Origin of the sequence: Comamonas sp. UBA7528 (assembly GCF_002479375.1) — a bacterium.
Classification (GTDB): Bacteria; Pseudomonadota; Gammaproteobacteria; order Burkholderiales; family Burkholderiaceae_C; genus Comamonas.
This window is the reverse complement of record NZ_DLMU01000002.1, coordinates 215,636-229,724: the sequence shown is the minus strand read 5'-3', so window position 1 is coordinate 229,724 and position 14,089 is coordinate 215,636. Positions and strand designations below refer to the sequence as shown.

At 66.0% G+C, this 14,089-nt stretch carries 14 protein-coding genes and 1 riboswitch; of the genes, 12 read left to right on the top strand and 2 right to left on the bottom strand.

Annotation, left to right across the window (positions count from 1 at the left end; genetic code table 11):
• The first annotated feature begins 3 nt into the window (after positions 1 to 3).
• The 3 genes from B3349_RS02930 (at position 4) to mnmC (ending at position 3,459) form a co-directional block, all read left to right on the top strand.
• Complete coding sequence (locus tag B3349_RS02930) at positions 4 to 282, top strand: oxidative damage protection protein (protein WP_066535337.1); 279 nt, start codon at positions 4 to 6, stop codon at positions 280 to 282.
• Positions 283 to 437: 155 nt separating this feature from the next.
• Positions 438 to 533: riboswitch (glycine riboswitch) on the top strand.
• Positions 534 to 700: 167 nt separating this feature from the next.
• Entirely contained in the window at positions 701 to 1,366 is a 666-nt protein-coding gene (locus tag B3349_RS02925; RefSeq protein WP_291586267.1) for a trimeric intracellular cation channel family protein, read from the top strand.
• 113 nt (positions 1,367 to 1,479) lie between these two features.
• Entirely contained in the window at positions 1,480 to 3,459 is a 1,980-nt protein-coding gene (mnmC, locus tag B3349_RS02920) for a bifunctional tRNA (5-methylaminomethyl-2-thiouridine)(34)-methyltransferase MnmC2/FAD-dependent 5-carboxymethylaminomethyl-2-thiouridine(34) oxidoreductase MnmC1 (protein WP_291586265.1), read from the top strand.
• A 110-nt stretch (positions 3,460 to 3,569) separates the two neighbouring features.
• Here the strand turns inward: mnmC and rocF are convergent, their stop codons facing one another.
• Positions 3,570 to 4,526 (bottom strand): arginase, encoded by a 957-nt coding sequence (gene rocF / locus B3349_RS02915; protein ID WP_291586262.1) that lies wholly within the window; start codon positions 4,524 to 4,526, stop codon positions 3,570 to 3,572.
• A gap of 8 nt (positions 4,527 to 4,534) precedes the next feature.
• Entirely contained in the window at positions 4,535 to 5,668 is a 1,134-nt protein-coding gene (gene ocd / locus B3349_RS02910; protein ID WP_291586261.1) for an ornithine cyclodeaminase, read from the bottom strand.
• Positions 5,669 to 5,817: 149 nt separating this feature from the next.
• On the opposite strand from ocd, the gene B3349_RS02905 reads away from it, so the two are divergent.
• The 9 genes from B3349_RS02905 (at position 5,818) to B3349_RS02865 (ending at position 13,963) form a co-directional block, all read left to right on the top strand.
• Positions 5,818 to 6,276 (top strand): Lrp/AsnC family transcriptional regulator, encoded by a 459-nt coding sequence (locus B3349_RS02905; RefSeq protein WP_291586316.1) that lies wholly within the window; start codon positions 5,818 to 5,820, stop codon positions 6,274 to 6,276.
• A 104-nt stretch (positions 6,277 to 6,380) separates the two neighbouring features.
• Positions 6,381 to 6,746, top strand: coding sequence for a hypothetical protein (locus tag B3349_RS02900; protein WP_291586260.1), 366 nt, complete (start codon positions 6,381 to 6,383; stop codon positions 6,744 to 6,746).
• Positions 6,747 to 7,097: 351 nt separating this feature from the next.
• Entirely contained in the window at positions 7,098 to 8,882 is a 1,785-nt protein-coding gene (locus B3349_RS02895; RefSeq protein ID WP_291586259.1) for a nitrite/sulfite reductase, read from the top strand.
• 26 nt (positions 8,883 to 8,908) lie between these two features.
• Complete coding sequence (locus tag B3349_RS02890) at positions 8,909 to 9,295, top strand: DUF934 domain-containing protein (RefSeq protein WP_291586258.1); 387 nt, start codon at positions 8,909 to 8,911, stop codon at positions 9,293 to 9,295.
• Entirely contained in the window at positions 9,292 to 9,927 is a 636-nt protein-coding gene (locus B3349_RS02885) for a phosphoadenosine phosphosulfate reductase domain-containing protein (protein ID WP_291586256.1), read from the top strand. The genes B3349_RS02890 and B3349_RS02885 overlap by 4 nt, the downstream gene beginning before the upstream one ends.
• Before the next feature lie 65 nt (positions 9,928 to 9,992).
• Positions 9,993 to 10,925, top strand: a complete 933-nt coding sequence (cysD, locus tag B3349_RS02880; RefSeq protein WP_291586255.1) for a sulfate adenylyltransferase subunit CysD — start codon at positions 9,993 to 9,995, stop codon at positions 10,923 to 10,925.
• A gap of 117 nt (positions 10,926 to 11,042) precedes the next feature.
• Positions 11,043 to 12,410 carry a sulfate adenylyltransferase subunit CysN gene (cysN, locus tag B3349_RS02875; RefSeq protein WP_291586253.1) on the top strand — a complete coding sequence of 456 codons (1,368 nt, stop codon included), beginning with the start codon at positions 11,043 to 11,045 and terminating at the stop codon, positions 12,408 to 12,410.
• Between the two features lie 129 nt (positions 12,411 to 12,539).
• Positions 12,540 to 12,869, top strand: a complete 330-nt coding sequence (fdxA, locus tag B3349_RS02870; RefSeq protein WP_066535367.1) for a ferredoxin FdxA — start codon at positions 12,540 to 12,542, stop codon at positions 12,867 to 12,869.
• 14 nt (positions 12,870 to 12,883) lie between these two features.
• On the top strand, positions 12,884 to 13,963 hold the full coding sequence (locus B3349_RS02865) for an NAD(P)/FAD-dependent oxidoreductase (RefSeq protein WP_291586251.1): 1,080 nt from the start codon (positions 12,884 to 12,886) through the stop codon (positions 13,961 to 13,963).
• Positions 13,964 to 14,089: the final 126 nt, after the last annotated feature.

Sequence of the window (14,089 nt, the reverse complement as noted above, 5' to 3'; positions counted from 1 at the left end):
CCCATGGCACGTACCGTTCACTGCATCAAGCTCGGCCAAGACGCTGAAGGCCTGGACTTTCCGCCCTACCCCGGCGAGCTGGGCAAGCGCATTTTCGAAAGCGTGAGCAAGCAAGCCTGGGCCGACTGGCTCAAGCACCAGACCATGCTGGTCAACGAAAACCGCCTGAACCTGGCCGATGCCCGCGCTCGCCAGTACCTGGCCCGCCAGATGGAAAACCATTTCTTCGGTGCTGGCGCCGACGCCGCAGCCGGCTTTGTGCCGCCCCCCAGCGCGCAGTAATTGCCGCTTGCGCACGCGGTGCTGAGGGCACCGCGTGAAGACCCGCCCCAGCGCTCCAGGCCCTGGGGCTTTCTTTTGCCCGCCGCACCCGCAAGCAGCTTCCCCCGCACCAACGCCCCTGCGGCCTCTGCGCTGTACAAAAGCGCCTAGAATCGCCGCTTTCTGCGGGAGAGCGAGGCGGCTGTACAGCCGGCCTCCGCCGAAGGCGCAAACTCCCATAATCGCTCAGGCCGACGTACCGCAGCAAAGATTCGCCAACTGGAGAGCAGCCCGTGCCCACCCGGCCCGGCTCACCGAAGGGGCAAGTGCCGCAGCACCGGGCTGCGCGCACGCAACTCTCAGGTACAAAGGACAGCGGGAGAGGCGCACCAGACCATGGACAGCATCCATGCCTGGTTTTTTCACGTATGGGTCCGCCATGCTTCCATCTGTTTCGCTGCTGGAATCGTTCCAGCTGTCCAACCTCACCGCCATGCTGGTGATCTACCTAATCGCCATCACGGCCGAAGCCATGTCCGGGGCACTGGCGGCAGGCCGCCGCAACATGGACATCTTTGGTGTGGTGGTGATCGCCTTCGTCACGGCACTGGGTGGCGGCACCATCCGCGACATGGTGCTGGGCCACTACCCCATTGGCTGGACGCAACACCCCGAATATGTGTACCTGGTGATTTCCGCCGGCCTGCTGACCACGGTGGTGGCACGCTACATGATCCACCTCAAGCAGGTGTTTCTGCTGCTGGATGCCATGGGCCTGATCGCCTTTTCGCTAATAGGCTGCAACGTGGCGCTGGAGCTGGGTTACCCCGGCGTGGTGGTGGTGATGGCCGGTATGATTACCGGCATCAGCGGCGGCATTCTGCGCGACGTGCTGTGCAACCAGGTGCCGGTGGTCTTCCGCCGCGAGCTGTATGCCAGCGTGTCCCTGGCCGTCTGCCTGCTGTTCCTGGGCCTGCGCGCGCTGGATGTCAGCTCCAACATCAGCACCCTGGTGTGCTTTGCAGGCGGGCTGCTGTTCCGGCTGGCGGCCATCCGCTTTCACTGGCGGCTGCCCACGTTTTCCTACCAGCAGCGCTGGGAGTGAGCGGATCCCGGCGGCGCGGCGTACCGCCGCTGGGGCGCGCGCCCTGCCCGGCCGATCCTGCGCCGTGCAGGTGCTGCCGCACCATCGTCCTACTCCTCTGAACCCTGCCTCCCATGTCCGAACCGATTGCCTGGCTGCCCGATGGCACCCCCTACAGCCCCCGTTTTGAGGACCGCTACCACAGCGAACTCGGGGGACTGAATCAGGCGCGCCAGGTATTCCTTGCAGGCTGCGGCCTGCCTGCGGCCTGGGCCGACCAGGCGCAATGGCGCGTGCTGGAAACCGGCTTTGGCATGGGCCTGAACTTTCTGGTGACCTGGGCGGCCTGGAAGGCCGATCCGCAGCGCCCGCGCATGCTGCATTTCACATCGGTCGAGGCCTACCCGGTCAGCGCCGACGACCTGCTGCGCGCTGCCCCCACTGATCCCCTGCTGCGCCCGCTGGCCGAACAGCTGGCCGCACGCTTTTACGGCCTGCTGCCGGGCGTACACCGCCTGGGCTTTGAAGATGGCCGCGTGCAGCTGACGCTGTGGATTGGCGATGCCCAGGCCATGCTGCGCCAGCAGACCACGGTGGCCGACAGCATCTACCTGGACGGTTTCAGCCCCAGCACCAACCCCGGCATCTGGGATGCCCACACCCTCAAGGCCCTGGCCCGCCACTGCCGGCGCGGCACGCAACTGGCCACCTGGACCATTGCGCGTGCGGTGCGCGACCAGCTGGCGCAATGCGGCTTTGAAGTGCGCAAAGTGCCCGGCGTGCCCCCCAAGCGCGACAACCTGCAGGCCCGCTTCAACCCGGCCTGGGAACCGCGCGTGCGCGCCCAGGCCGGCCCGCCGCCGGTGACCCAGGCTGGCACGGCCCTGGTGGTGGGCGCTGGCCTGGCCGGCAGTGCAGCCGCCCATAGCCTGGCGCTGCGCGGCTGGCAGGTGCAGGTGCTGGTGGCCGGTGACGGCCCGGCGGACGGCGCCTCCGGCCTGCCCGCCGGCCTGTTCTGCCCCCATGTGTCACCCGATGACAGCGTGCTTTCGCGCCTGTCACGCAACGGGGTGCGCCAGACGCTGCAGCGCCTGCGCGACCTGTGCCAGGAAGGCTCGGACTGGGGCCACAGCGGCGTGCTGGAGCATTGCACCGATGGCGGCACCGGCCTGCCGGCCAGCTGGGCCGGCGGACCGGGCGACGACTGGAGCCACCCCGCCAGCGCCACCCAGTTGGCCCAGGCCGGCCTGCCGCCGGACACCGTGGCCTGCTGGCACCAGCAAGCGGGCTGGGTGCGCCCGGCCCAGCTGGTGCACGCCCAGCTGAAGCACCCGCAGATCCGTGTGCAGGCGCATGCCGTGGTGACCCGCCTGCAGCGCAGCACAGCTGGCCGCTGGCAGGCGCTGGACGCCGACGGCCACCTGCTGGCCGAGGCCGACCTGGCGATACTGGCCTGCGGCCCCGCCACGGCAGAACTGCTGCCACCCCACCAGCATTGGCAACTGCAGCCCATTCGCGGGCAGATCAGCTGGGGGCCGCACACCGCAGACAACGCCAGCGCCCTGCCGCCCTTCCCGGTCAACGGCAATGGCAATCTGGTCACCCACATTCCACAACCGCAAGACCCGCAGCACGGCGAAACCTGGGTCATGGGCTCCACCTTCGAACGCGACGTGACCGAAATGCCCATCTCCGCTGCCGACCAGGCGGCCGCCCACGCGGTGAACCACGGCAAGCTCTCCACGCTGCTGCCCGCCACCGGAGCCGCCATGGCCCCCTGGTTCAACCCGCAGGAGGCCCGCTGCCGCCCCACCTGGGGCCGGGTGCGGGTAGCCAGCCACGACCGGCTGCCGATCGTGGGCCCGGTAGGAACTACACACGGGGCGGCCTCTGCGGCCTCGGTCGCAGACCCGGCCAAAACAGAAGAGAACACAGGGAACACCGAGGACGCACTGTCGGGCCTGTGGGCACTCACCGCCCTGGGCGCGCGCGGGCTGACACTGTCCATCCTCTGCGGCGAACTGCTGGCCGCACGCCTGCACGGCGAACCGCTGCCGCTGGACGCCAAGCTGGCGCTGCACCTGGGGACGGAGCGGCTGCAGCGGCGCGGCTGAACAGAGGGTGTAAGAACGCCCCGACTGACACGCGGCTTCAGCGCACCTGCACTGCCAGAGCACGGTGTGGGGACACAGGGAGAAAGCGTTTCAGCGCAGGTCCTCGGGCATTAGCGCACCAAAGTGCTTTTGCCGAACAGGCTTTCCACCAGATCCACCACCAGCTCGGCCGTCTGGTTGCGGATGTCCAGCGCCGGGTTGAGCTCCACAATGTCCAGCGATGCCATGCGACCGGTGTCCGCAATCATTTCCATGCACAGCTGGGCTTCGCGGTAGTTCGGGCCACCGCGTACGGTGGTGCCGGTGCCGGGAGCGATGTCGGGGTCCAGAAAGTCCACATCAAAACTGAGGTGCAGATGCACATCGGCGCCTTCAGGCCCTTCCAGTCCGGCCAGGGCCTGCTGCATCACGGCACGCATGCCCTGCTCGTCGATGGCACGCATGTCGAACACTTCCAGCCCCAGGCGCTGGATCATGCGCTTTTCCACCTCGTCCACGCTGCGCAGGCCGATCTGGCAGATGTCTGGCCCCTGCAGCGCGGGCGTGAATCCGGCCATACCCGACAGCGGTGCCGGGCCGTGGCCGCACAGGCTGGCCACGGGCATACCGTGCAGATTGCCGGTGGGACTGATGTCGGGCAGGTTGCAGTCGGCATGGGCATCCAGCCACAGCACGCGCAGGCGCTTGCCGGTGGTGCGGCAGTGGCGCGCCACAGCGCTGATGGAGCCGGTGGCCAATGTGTGGTCGCCGCCCAGCATGATCGGCATGCGCCCGGCCTGCAGCTGCGCCAGCACGGTGTCGTGCGTGGCCTGGTTCCAGGCCACGCATTCGGCGTAGTTGCGCAGGCCTTGCGCATCGCGCGCGCCACGCGGATTGGGGGGGCCGGCCAGGTTGCCGATGTCCTGCACATCCACACCAAAATGCGCCAATGCCGGGCCCAGCTGGGCCACGCGCAGCGCATCCGGCCCCATGGCAGCGCCCAGGCGGCCAGCGCCAACATCGGTTGGCACGCCAATCAATGTCACGGCCTTGTGCACCTGCATGGCCAACTCTTCTTTCTGAAGCATTTCTGTCCTCACGCTACTTTGTGCCAGGCAGCACGGTCCGCGGACGGCAGTGCTGTCTGGTGCGTATCCTCACCCTGGCGCAGCAGGGCAAACAAATCCTTGGGGTCCGCCAGCGCGGGCACCAGCTCGAGCTGCGACAGCAGCCCCGCCTCCCGGCCCAGGCCCTGCATGGTGCGCAGAGCGGAATAATCTTCCAGCGCAAAGCCCACGGAATCAAACAGGGTGATCTGGGCGTCCGACACCCGGCCGGGAGCAACACCAGTTAGCACCCGCCAGAACTCGGTCACGGCAAAGTCGGCCGGCATCTGCTGCAACTCCCCCTCCAGCCGGGTCTGGGGTTCGTATTCGACAAAGACGCTGCTGCGCCGCAGCACTTCGGCGTCCAGTTCGGTCTTGCCGGGGCAATCCCCACCCACAGCGTTGATGTGCATGCCCGGCGCCAGTGTGCTGGCGTCCAGCACCACGGCGTTGCGCTTGTCTGCGGTGACGGTAGTCACCACGTCGGCCCCCTGCACAGCCGCATGCACGCTGTCCGCGATCTGCACATCAGCCCCATACCGGGCAGCAAACGGTGCCAGATTGCGCTGCAGTTTGGCGCTGGCGGCACGGTCCACATCGAACAGCCGCAGTTCGCGCACCCCCAGCTGGTCCATGAAGGCCAGGGCCTGGAATTCGCTTTGCGCCCCATTGCCGATGAGCGCCATGCGGCGGCTGCCGGCCCGTGCCAGCTTGCGCGCCACCATGGCCGAGGTGGCAGCGGTGCGCAAGGCTGTGGTCAACGTCAGCTCACTGACAAAGCGCGGCATGCCGGTGACCACATCGGCCAGTGCGCCAAAAGCCATCACCGTGGGCAGGCCGTGCTGGGTGTTGACCGGGTGGCCGTTGACGTATTTGAAGGCGTAATCGCGTGCATCGGCCACGGGCATGAGCTCGATCACGCCCTGCGCGGAATGGGCTGCCGTGCGTGCGGTCTTGTCAAAGTCGTTCCAGCGGGTGAAGTCGGCCTCCACTGCTTCGCTGATGCGGCGCAGGCATTCGACCACGCCAACGCGTGCGACCAGGCGGGCGGCATCGGTGGCGCTCAGGAAATCGGTGTGCACCTGGGCGCTCGGCAGGCGGTGTAAAGAGGACAGTGCGGTCATGAAATTGCCTCCGGCAAAGCAGCACCCAGGGTGCGCGGAAGAGATGGCATGAGCGTGACACAGGCTGGCGGCAATTCATATCGCCAAAAACTATTCAAAATCGGCAAAAATCTGCCATATCGCTAGCTATCGTTGCCACTATGTCCAATCTGGATCAGATCGACCAGCGCCTGATTGCCCTGCTGCGCCACAACGCCCGTGAAAGCGTGGCCACCTTGGCAGCACGGCTGAACGTCTCACGCGGCACGGTGACCAACCGTCTGCGCCGCCTGGAAGACGAGGGCGTGATCGTGGGCTACACGCTACGCCTCAAGCCCGAAGCAGAAACAGGCGGCCTCCAAGCCTGGATGAGCATTGCCATCGAAGGCAATGACGCACGCCGGGTGACCGCCTCATTGCTGGGCGAACCTGCCGTGCAGGCCCTGCACGCCACCAACGGCCAGTGGGACCTGTTGGCCGAACTGCAGGTGGCCACCCTGCCCGAGCTGGCGCGGGCGCTGGAACGCATCCGCCTGATCAAGGGCATCAGCCACTCTGAAACCAGCATCCACCTGGAGACGCTGCGGACCACGACCAACACTGCGCCATCAGCACAAAAAGATAGCTGACTGAGGGGCTGCACCAAATTTTTCCACGCAAAATGATCTGCAGAACCATACCAACAGTGCACAGCAAGCTCCTGTTTTCATAAGTTTTCCATTCCATACACCCCATGTACATCGCTCTCAAACATTCCCACATGCTGCTGGCCGTGCTGACCTTGCTGTGCGCCCTGCTGTTCACCGCACTGGCCTGGAAGCAGCTGCCCGCGCGCAAGGCCACGCTCAGCTATGTTTTTACCCGGGTCTTTGGCGGCCTGGCTGCGCTGACCGGCCTGGCCGTCACCTTTGTCGGCCCCTGGCAGCAGATGATGTATCCCTACATCGGCCTGATCCTGTACGTGGTGCACGGCGTGTGCTGCGGTATCGCCAAACGACAGCTGACGGCGCCCAACCCTAGCACCCGCCGCCTGGTGCTGGTGCTGCAGCTGGTGTTTCTGCTGGCTGCGGCCGCCATCATGGGCGCCAAGCCGTTCTGAGCGCCGGGCCCACACCGACCGGCATGCCGGGCCACCGCCTTGCCCGGCCCTATGTGCCGCCAGCAGCGTCACGCCTCGTCCGGTCGTCTTGACCATCCGCATCCAGTTGGCCGGCACATGCAGGCCGCCCAAGAAGCCCCTATCTGCCCACCCAGCCCGCCTTGCGCGGGCTTTTTTGCACCGCTTGTCAGCGCCGGTCGGCGTGCACGACAGTTCTATATACACAAACCGATATACATGAAGGAGAAAACAATAGTTTGTTTCCATATAAGCTTTCTCTACAGTGCGGCCCCATAGAGCCAGGCCGGCATTGCATGCACGGCCCGTGCCCCCCACGCAAGCACCGTAGCCATGTACCAATACACCGACTTCGACAAAGCCTTCGTCCAGCAGCGCGCTGACCAGTTCCGAGACCAGCTGGAACGCTGGCAAAGCGGCAAGCTTCCGGAAGACGATTTCCGCCCGCTGCGCCTGCAAAACGGCTGGTACGTGCAGCGCTACGCCCCCATGCTGCGTGTGGCCGTGCCCTACGGGGAAATCAACTCCGACCAGATCCGCGTGCTGGCCCGTGTCGCCCGCGAATACGACGAGCCCGAAGCCGCCGTGTTCAAAGCCGCCATGGAAGGCCAGGGCAAGCTGGGCACGACCTTCCTGCCCACGCACTGCGCCCACTTCACCACGCGCACCAATGTGCAGTTCAACTGGATCCCGCTGTCCAAGGCCGCCGATGTGATGGACCTGCTGGCTTCCGTGAACCTGCACGGCATCCAGACCAGCGGCAACTGCATCCGCAACACCACCACCGACGCACTGGCCGGCATTGCGCCCGACGAGGCGGTTGACCCCCGCCCCTACGCTGAAATTCTGCGCCAGTGGACCACGCTGCATCCGGAATTCGCCTTCCTGCCGCGCAAGTTCAAGATCGCCATCACCGGAGCCGCCGAAGACCGTGCTGCCACCGGCTGGCACGATGTGGGCCTGCATGTGCTCAAGAACGCGGCCGGCGAAGTGGGCTTCCGGGTCTTTGTGGGTGGCGGCATGGGCCGCACGCCGGTGATCGGTACGGTGATCCGTGAGTTCCTGCCCTGGAACCAGATCATGAACTACATCGAGGCCATCGTGCGTGTCTACAACGAGCTGGGCCGCCGTGACAACAAGTACAAGGCCCGCATCAAGATTCTGGTCAAGGCCGAAGGCCAGGCCTATATCGATGCGGTGGAAGAGGAATTCCGCCAGATCGTGGAAGTCGATGGCGGCCCCCACACCGTGCCACAGGCGGAATTCGATCGCGTGGCCGCCATGTTCACCACGCCCGCACTGCCCACCGTGGCCGACGCCGCGGCCGATGAACAGGCCCTGATTGACCAGGCCGCGCAAGAGCCCGCTTTTGCGCGCTGGATCAGCCGCAACGTCCACGCCCACAAGCTGGCCGGCCTGCGCGCCGTGACGCTGTCCTTCAAGCGCACCGGCCAGGCCCCGGGCGATGCCACCGGCGACCAGCTGGATGCCCTGGCCCAGCTGGTGGACCGCTTCTCTGCCGGCGAAGCCCGTGTGACCCACGACCAGAACGTGATGCTGCCCTGGGTGCAGGTCAGCCAGTTGCACGCACTGTGGCAGGCGGCCAGGTCCCTGGGTCTGGCCAGCACCAATGTGGCACTGCTGACCGACATGATCGCCTGCCCCGGTGGCGACTTCTGCGCCCTGGCCAATGCCCGCAGCCTGCCGATTGCCGAAGCCATCACCCAGCGCTACCAGGACCTCGACGAGCTGGACGACATCGGCGAGATCGACCTGCACATAAGCGGCTGCATCAACAGCTGCGGCCACCACCACAGCGGCCACATCGGCATTCTGGGCGTGGACAAGGATGGCAAGGAGTGGTACCAGGTCACGCTGGGCGGATCGGACGGCTCCAGCCTGTCGGGTGAAGCCGTGGCCGGCAAGGTGATCGGACCCTCCTTCAGTGCCGCCGAAGTGCCCGACGTGCTGGAAGCCGTGCTGACCACCTACCGCAACCTGCGCCAGCCCGGCGAGCATTTCATCGACGCCGTGCGCCGCATCGGCCTGGACCCGTTCAAGGAAGCCGGCAAGAGCGCGCGCCACCCGGCCGCCGAAGAGGAAGAAGCGGCAGCCTGAGCCCAGAACAAGAACAAGGAACCCCTATGCAAATCCTGCCCCACTCCGCCTACGCCGGCCCTGCCGAAGGCGACACCAGTGTGCTGGTACTGGCCAATGATGTGAATGCACTGGACGCCAATCTGGACGGCATCACCCAGGTTGACCTGCACTTCCCCAATTTCACCGATGGCCGCGCCTTCAGCCAGGCCTATCTGCTGCGCCGCCGCAGAGGTTTTTCCGGTGACATCCGCGCTACCGGCGATGTGCTGATCGACCAGCTGGTGCAGATGGAGCGCACCGGCTTCAGCTCTGCCGTGCTGCGCGCAGACGTGGACGCGGCCGATGCCCAGCGCCAGTTCGAGCGCTTTGGTGGTTACTACCAGGCCGATGCCGTGCACACCAAGCCGCATTTCGCCGAGGAGCACGCATGAGCCAGCTCGCCCCCGCTCTGGATCTGGCCCGCATCAACACTGAGCTCGGCCGTGACGCCCAGGCCCTGGTGCGCTGGGCCGTGGGTTTGAACCAGCCCACCATCGTCACCACCAACTTCCGACCGTTCGAGGCCGTGATCCTGCACCTGGTCGCCCAGGCCCAGCCCGGCGTGCCCGTGGTGTGGATGGACAACGGCTACAACACCGAAGCCACCTACCAGTTTGCCGATGCAGTCACCAAGCAGTTGAATCTCAACCTGAAGATTTATCTGCCGCGCCGCTCCCGCGCCCACCGCGAAGCCGTGGAAGGCGCCACGCCCGCACTGGATGACCCGCGCCATGCGGCCTTCACCGAAGAAGTGAAGCTGGAACCCTTTGCCCGCGCCCTGCGCGAGACCGCGCCCAAGGTCTGGTTCACCGCACTGCGTGCCACCGACACCGCCGTGCGGGCCCAGATGGATCCCGTGAGTATCAACCCCGACGGGTTGATCAAGGTGGCGCCGCTGCTGCACTGGTCGTCCAAGGATCTGTACGAGTACTGCGAAAAACACGGCCTGCCCAACAACTTCGACTACGTGGACCCCACCAAGGGCGAAGACAACCGCGAGTGCGGCCTGCACATCGCCCACTGAAAAACAATCGCTTCTGGGGCTTGCTGCGCCAGCACCAGAGACCTGTTTCGCTTGAAAGTGTATTTATGAACGCCCGTGTGGATACTTCCGTGCTGAGCCACCTCAGCAACCGCCACCTGGATGCGCTGGAAGAGGAAACCATCTTCATCCTGCGCGAAGTGGCCGCGGTTTTTGAACGCCCTGCCCTGCTGTTTTCGGGCGGCAAGGATTCGCTGGTCATGCTGCGCTGCGCGGAGAAGGCCTTTGGCGCCGGCCGCATCCCCTATCCGCTGCTGATGATCGACACCGGCCACAACTTCACGGAAGTGACCGATTTCCGCGATTTCCGCGCCCAGGAACTGGGTGCCGAGCTGATCGTGCGCAGCGTGGAGGACTCCATGGCCCGCGGCACGGTGCGCCTGGCCCACCCCGGCGAATCGCGCAACGTGCACCAGTCGGTCACCCTGCTCGAAGCGATCGAGGAATTCCGCTTTGACGCGCTGATCGGCGGCGCCCGCCGCGACGAGGAAAAAGCCCGCGCCAAGGAACGCATCTTCAGCCACCGCGACAGCTTTGGCCAATGGCAGCCCAAGGCCCAGCGTCCCGAGCTGTGGACGCTGTTCAACACCCGCATTGCACCGGGTGAGCATTTCCGCGTCTTCCCCATCAGCAACTGGACCGAGCTGGATGTGTGGCAATACATCGACCGCGAGCAGATCGCGCTGCCCAGCCTCTACTACACGCACCAGCGCGATGTGGTGGAGCGCAAGGGTCTGCTGGTACCCGTCACGCCGCTGACGCCGCCCAAGGACGGCGAGCAGGTCGTGCAGCGCGATGTGCGCTTTCGCACCGTAGGCGACATCACCTGCACCTGCCCCGTGGAAAGCACGGCCGCCACGGCAGCCGACATCGTGGTCGAAACCCTGGCCGCCGATGTGAGCGAGCGCGGGGCCACCCGCATGGACGACAAGACCAGCGAGGCATCGATGGAAAAGCGCAAGAAGGATGGGTACTTCTGACACAGCCCTGAGGCGCTGCGCGCCTGCCCCTTCCCAGGCAGGGCGTACTGCCGGAAGGGCGACACCGCCAGCGCGGCGGTCCCGACCCGGGACGTGTTTGAACACTGAAAGAATGCGATGACTGAAACGATCAACTCCACAGCGGCCCAGGCCGGTGCCGATGGCACGGCAGCACTGAATGACCATGTATCCGCGCTGCGCTTCATCACCTGCGGCTCGGTGGACGACGGCAAATCCACGCTGATCGGCCGCCTGCTGGTGGACACCCGCGCCGTGCTGCAGGACCAGCTGGCCGGCGTGACCAAGAGCGGTGAAACCGACCTGGCGCTGCTGACCGACGGTCTGTCTGCCGAGCGCGAGCAGGGCATCACCATCGATGTGGCCTACCGCTACTTTGCCACCGAAAGCCGTAAGTTCATCATCGGCGATGCCCCCGGCCACGAGCAGTACACCCGCAACATGGTCACCGCAGCGTCCAGCGCCGATGCCGCCGTGGTGCTGGTGGACGCCACCAAGCTCGACTGGCAGAACCCCAGCCTGCAGCTGCTGCCTCAGACCCGCCGCCACAGCCTGCTGGCCCATCTGCTGCGCGTGCATTCACTGGTGTTTGCCGTCAACAAGCTCGACGCCGTAGCCGACCCGGCGCTGGCCTTTACCCACATTCGCGGCGCACTGGCGCAATTTGCCCAGGACGCCGGCATTGCCGTGGCCGCCACCATTCCCGTCTCGGCCCTCAAGGGCTTCAACGTGGTGAACCGCGAAGCCGGCTGGGCCGGTTACCAAGGCCCCAGCCTGCTGCAACTGCTGGAAGAGCTGCCCAACACCCCAGCCGATGTACAGCTGCCGCTGGCCTTCCCCGTGCAGTGGGTGGAGAAATTCCACGACAGCGCCGTCACCACCCAGGGCCGCCGCGTGTTCTGGGGTCGTGTGGCCGCAGGCAGCGCCCAGGTGGGGGCAGCGGTGCAGATTCTGCCCAGCGGCCAGTTGGCCACCATCGCCCAGGTGATCGACCATGCCCGCACGCCCAAGGGCGTGGAAGCCGGCCTGTCCGCCGGCATCACGCTGGACCGCGAAGTCGATGTCTCGCGTGGCGACTGGATCGTGGCCGCCCCCGTGCAGTCCGCAGTCGCGGAAGACGACTTCGACACCCCCGCAGCCGTCAGCCCATGGCCTGCCAGCCGTGACATCACCGCCACCGTGGCCTGGATGGACAACGAGCCTCTGGTGCCCGGCCGCGTGTACTGGGCGCTGCATGGCCACCGCTGGGTCAAGGCCAAGGCGCGCCGCGTGACCTACCGCCTGAACATCAACACCCTGGACCAGGAAGAGGCCCAGCAGCTGGAAGCCAACGCCATCGGCCAGGTCGAACTGCAGTTGCAGGAAGCCATTCCTGCAGCCCCCTTCACCCGTGCACGCCAGCTGGGTTCGCTGATTCTGGTGGACACTGCCAGCAATGCCACCGCCGGCGCGGCCCTGGTGCGCTGAGCAACAGACCGGACCCTGCCAGGCACCGGTCTGGCGGGTCTCTTTAACCCTTGTTCTGCCCCGTCTGCTGGAGGGACTTGGGAAAACACCTAAAATCCAGGGGTTTCACCGAACCCCATAAGAACAACCATGACTCACGTCGTCACCGAAAACTGCATCAAGTGCAAATACACCGATTGCGTGGATGTGTGCCCTGTGGATTGCTTCCGCGAAGGCCCGAACTTCCTGGTCATCGATCCCGATGAGTGCATCGACTGCGCCGTGTGCATTCCCGAATGCCCGGCCAACGCCATCTTTGCCGAAGAAGATGTGCCCGCCGACCAACTGGCCTTCATCAAGCTGAATGCCGAACTGTCGCTGGCCAAGGGCTGGAAGAGCATCACCAAGCGCAAGGCTTCGCTGCCCGACGCAGACAGCTTCAACGGCACCCCCGGCAAGATCAACGACCTGATCCGCTGAGCGCCCGCGCAGCCATGCCTCTGCAAGCCGCTGCGACGCAGCCCGCCGACACTGCTGCACCGATCACCACCGATGTGGTGGTGGTAGGCGCCGGCCCGGTGGGGCTGTTCCAGGTGTTCGAGCTGGGGCTGCTGAGCCTGCAGGCCCATGTGGTGGACGCCCTGCCCCATGCCGGCGGCCAATGCGCCGAGCTCTATCCCGACAAACCGATTTACGACATTCCCGGCATCCGCGCCTGTACCGGCCGGGAGCTGTCGGAGCGCCTGCAGCAGCAGGCCGCACCGTTTGCCCCGGTCTACCACCTGGGCCAGCAGGTGGAACAGCTGCAGCGTCTGGCCGATGGCCGCCTGCTGCTGACCACCCACACCGGCACCCGCTTTGCCACCCGCAGCCTGATCCTGGCTGCCGGCGTAGGTGCTTTTGTGCCCCGCGCACTCAAGGTGGATGGGGCGCACGCCCTGGTGGGCAGCCAGCTTTTCTACCACCCGCACCAGCTGGACCATGCCCGCAGCCGCCACGTGGTGGTGCTGGGCGGCGACGAAGCTGCCGTGGCCGCCGCCGTGGCCTGCGCCACAGTGCAAGACGCCGCCAGCACCACGCTGCTGCACCGCCGCGATGTGTTCACCGGCCCCGATGCGCTGCTGGCCCAGCTGGGCGATCTGCGCGCCCAGGGCCGTATCCAGGTGGTGGCCGGCCAGCCTGCAGCGTTGCAGCAGGCCGCCGACGGTCGCCTGCACACACTGGAAGTGACGTTGCCCGACGGCAGCACCCAGCCCTTGCGCACCGATCTGCTGCAGGCCTACCTGGGCATTTCACCCAAGCTGGGGCCGATTGCCGAGTGGGGGCTGGAGCTGGAACGCAAGCAACTGCCAGTGGACACGGCCCGTTTTTCCACGGCCGAGCCCGGTATCTATGCCGTGGGCGACATCAACACCTATCCCGGCAAGCGCAAGCTGATTCTGTGCGGCTTCCACGAAGCCACACTGGCCGCCTTTGCCGTGGCCGAACAATTGAGCGGCCAGGCCCCGCTGCTGCAATACACCACCAGCAGCAGCCATCTGCACGCCCTGCTGGGCGTGCACAGCGCAGACTGAACCCAGCCTCCTGGCGCCAAAGTGCGCCTTGCCTGCGCTGGTCGCACACCTGATGCGCACCACACGCCAGCAGCCGATCCACCGCCTCTCCCGTCATCGCCTGATCGCCTGCGCGCCAAGGCCCAG

What these genes read in the sequence shown, in the direction of transcription:
- cysD (WP_291586255.1), top strand. Translation starts at nt 9,993, where the DNA reads ATGAACGCCCGTGTGGATACTTCCGTGCTGAGCCACCTCAGCAACCGC.
- cysN (WP_291586253.1), top strand. Translation starts at nt 11,043, where the DNA reads ATGACTGAAACGATCAACTCCACAGCGGCCCAGGCCGGTGCCGATGGC.
- mnmC (WP_291586265.1), top strand. Translation starts at nt 1,480, where the DNA reads ATGTCCGAACCGATTGCCTGGCTGCCCGATGGCACCCCCTACAGCCCC.
- rocF (WP_291586262.1), bottom strand. Translation starts at nt 4,526, where the DNA reads ATGCTTCAGAAAGAAGAGTTGGCCATGCAGGTGCACAAGGCCGTGACA.
- B3349_RS02865 (WP_291586251.1), top strand. Translation starts at nt 12,884, where the DNA reads ATGCCTCTGCAAGCCGCTGCGACGCAGCCCGCCGACACTGCTGCACCG.
- ocd (WP_291586261.1), bottom strand. Translation starts at nt 5,668, where the DNA reads ATGACCGCACTGTCCTCTTTACACCGCCTGCCGAGCGCCCAGGTGCAC.
- B3349_RS02925 (WP_291586267.1), top strand. Translation starts at nt 701, where the DNA reads ATGCTTCCATCTGTTTCGCTGCTGGAATCGTTCCAGCTGTCCAACCTC.
- B3349_RS02895 (WP_291586259.1), top strand. Translation starts at nt 7,098, where the DNA reads ATGTACCAATACACCGACTTCGACAAAGCCTTCGTCCAGCAGCGCGCT.
- B3349_RS02890 (WP_291586258.1), top strand. Translation starts at nt 8,909, where the DNA reads ATGCAAATCCTGCCCCACTCCGCCTACGCCGGCCCTGCCGAAGGCGAC.
- fdxA (WP_066535367.1), top strand. Translation starts at nt 12,540, where the DNA reads ATGACTCACGTCGTCACCGAAAACTGCATCAAGTGCAAATACACCGAT.
- B3349_RS02900 (WP_291586260.1), top strand. Translation starts at nt 6,381, where the DNA reads ATGTACATCGCTCTCAAACATTCCCACATGCTGCTGGCCGTGCTGACC.
- B3349_RS02885 (WP_291586256.1), top strand. Translation starts at nt 9,292, where the DNA reads ATGAGCCAGCTCGCCCCCGCTCTGGATCTGGCCCGCATCAACACTGAG.
- B3349_RS02930 (WP_066535337.1), top strand. Translation starts at nt 4, where the DNA reads ATGGCACGTACCGTTCACTGCATCAAGCTCGGCCAAGACGCTGAAGGC.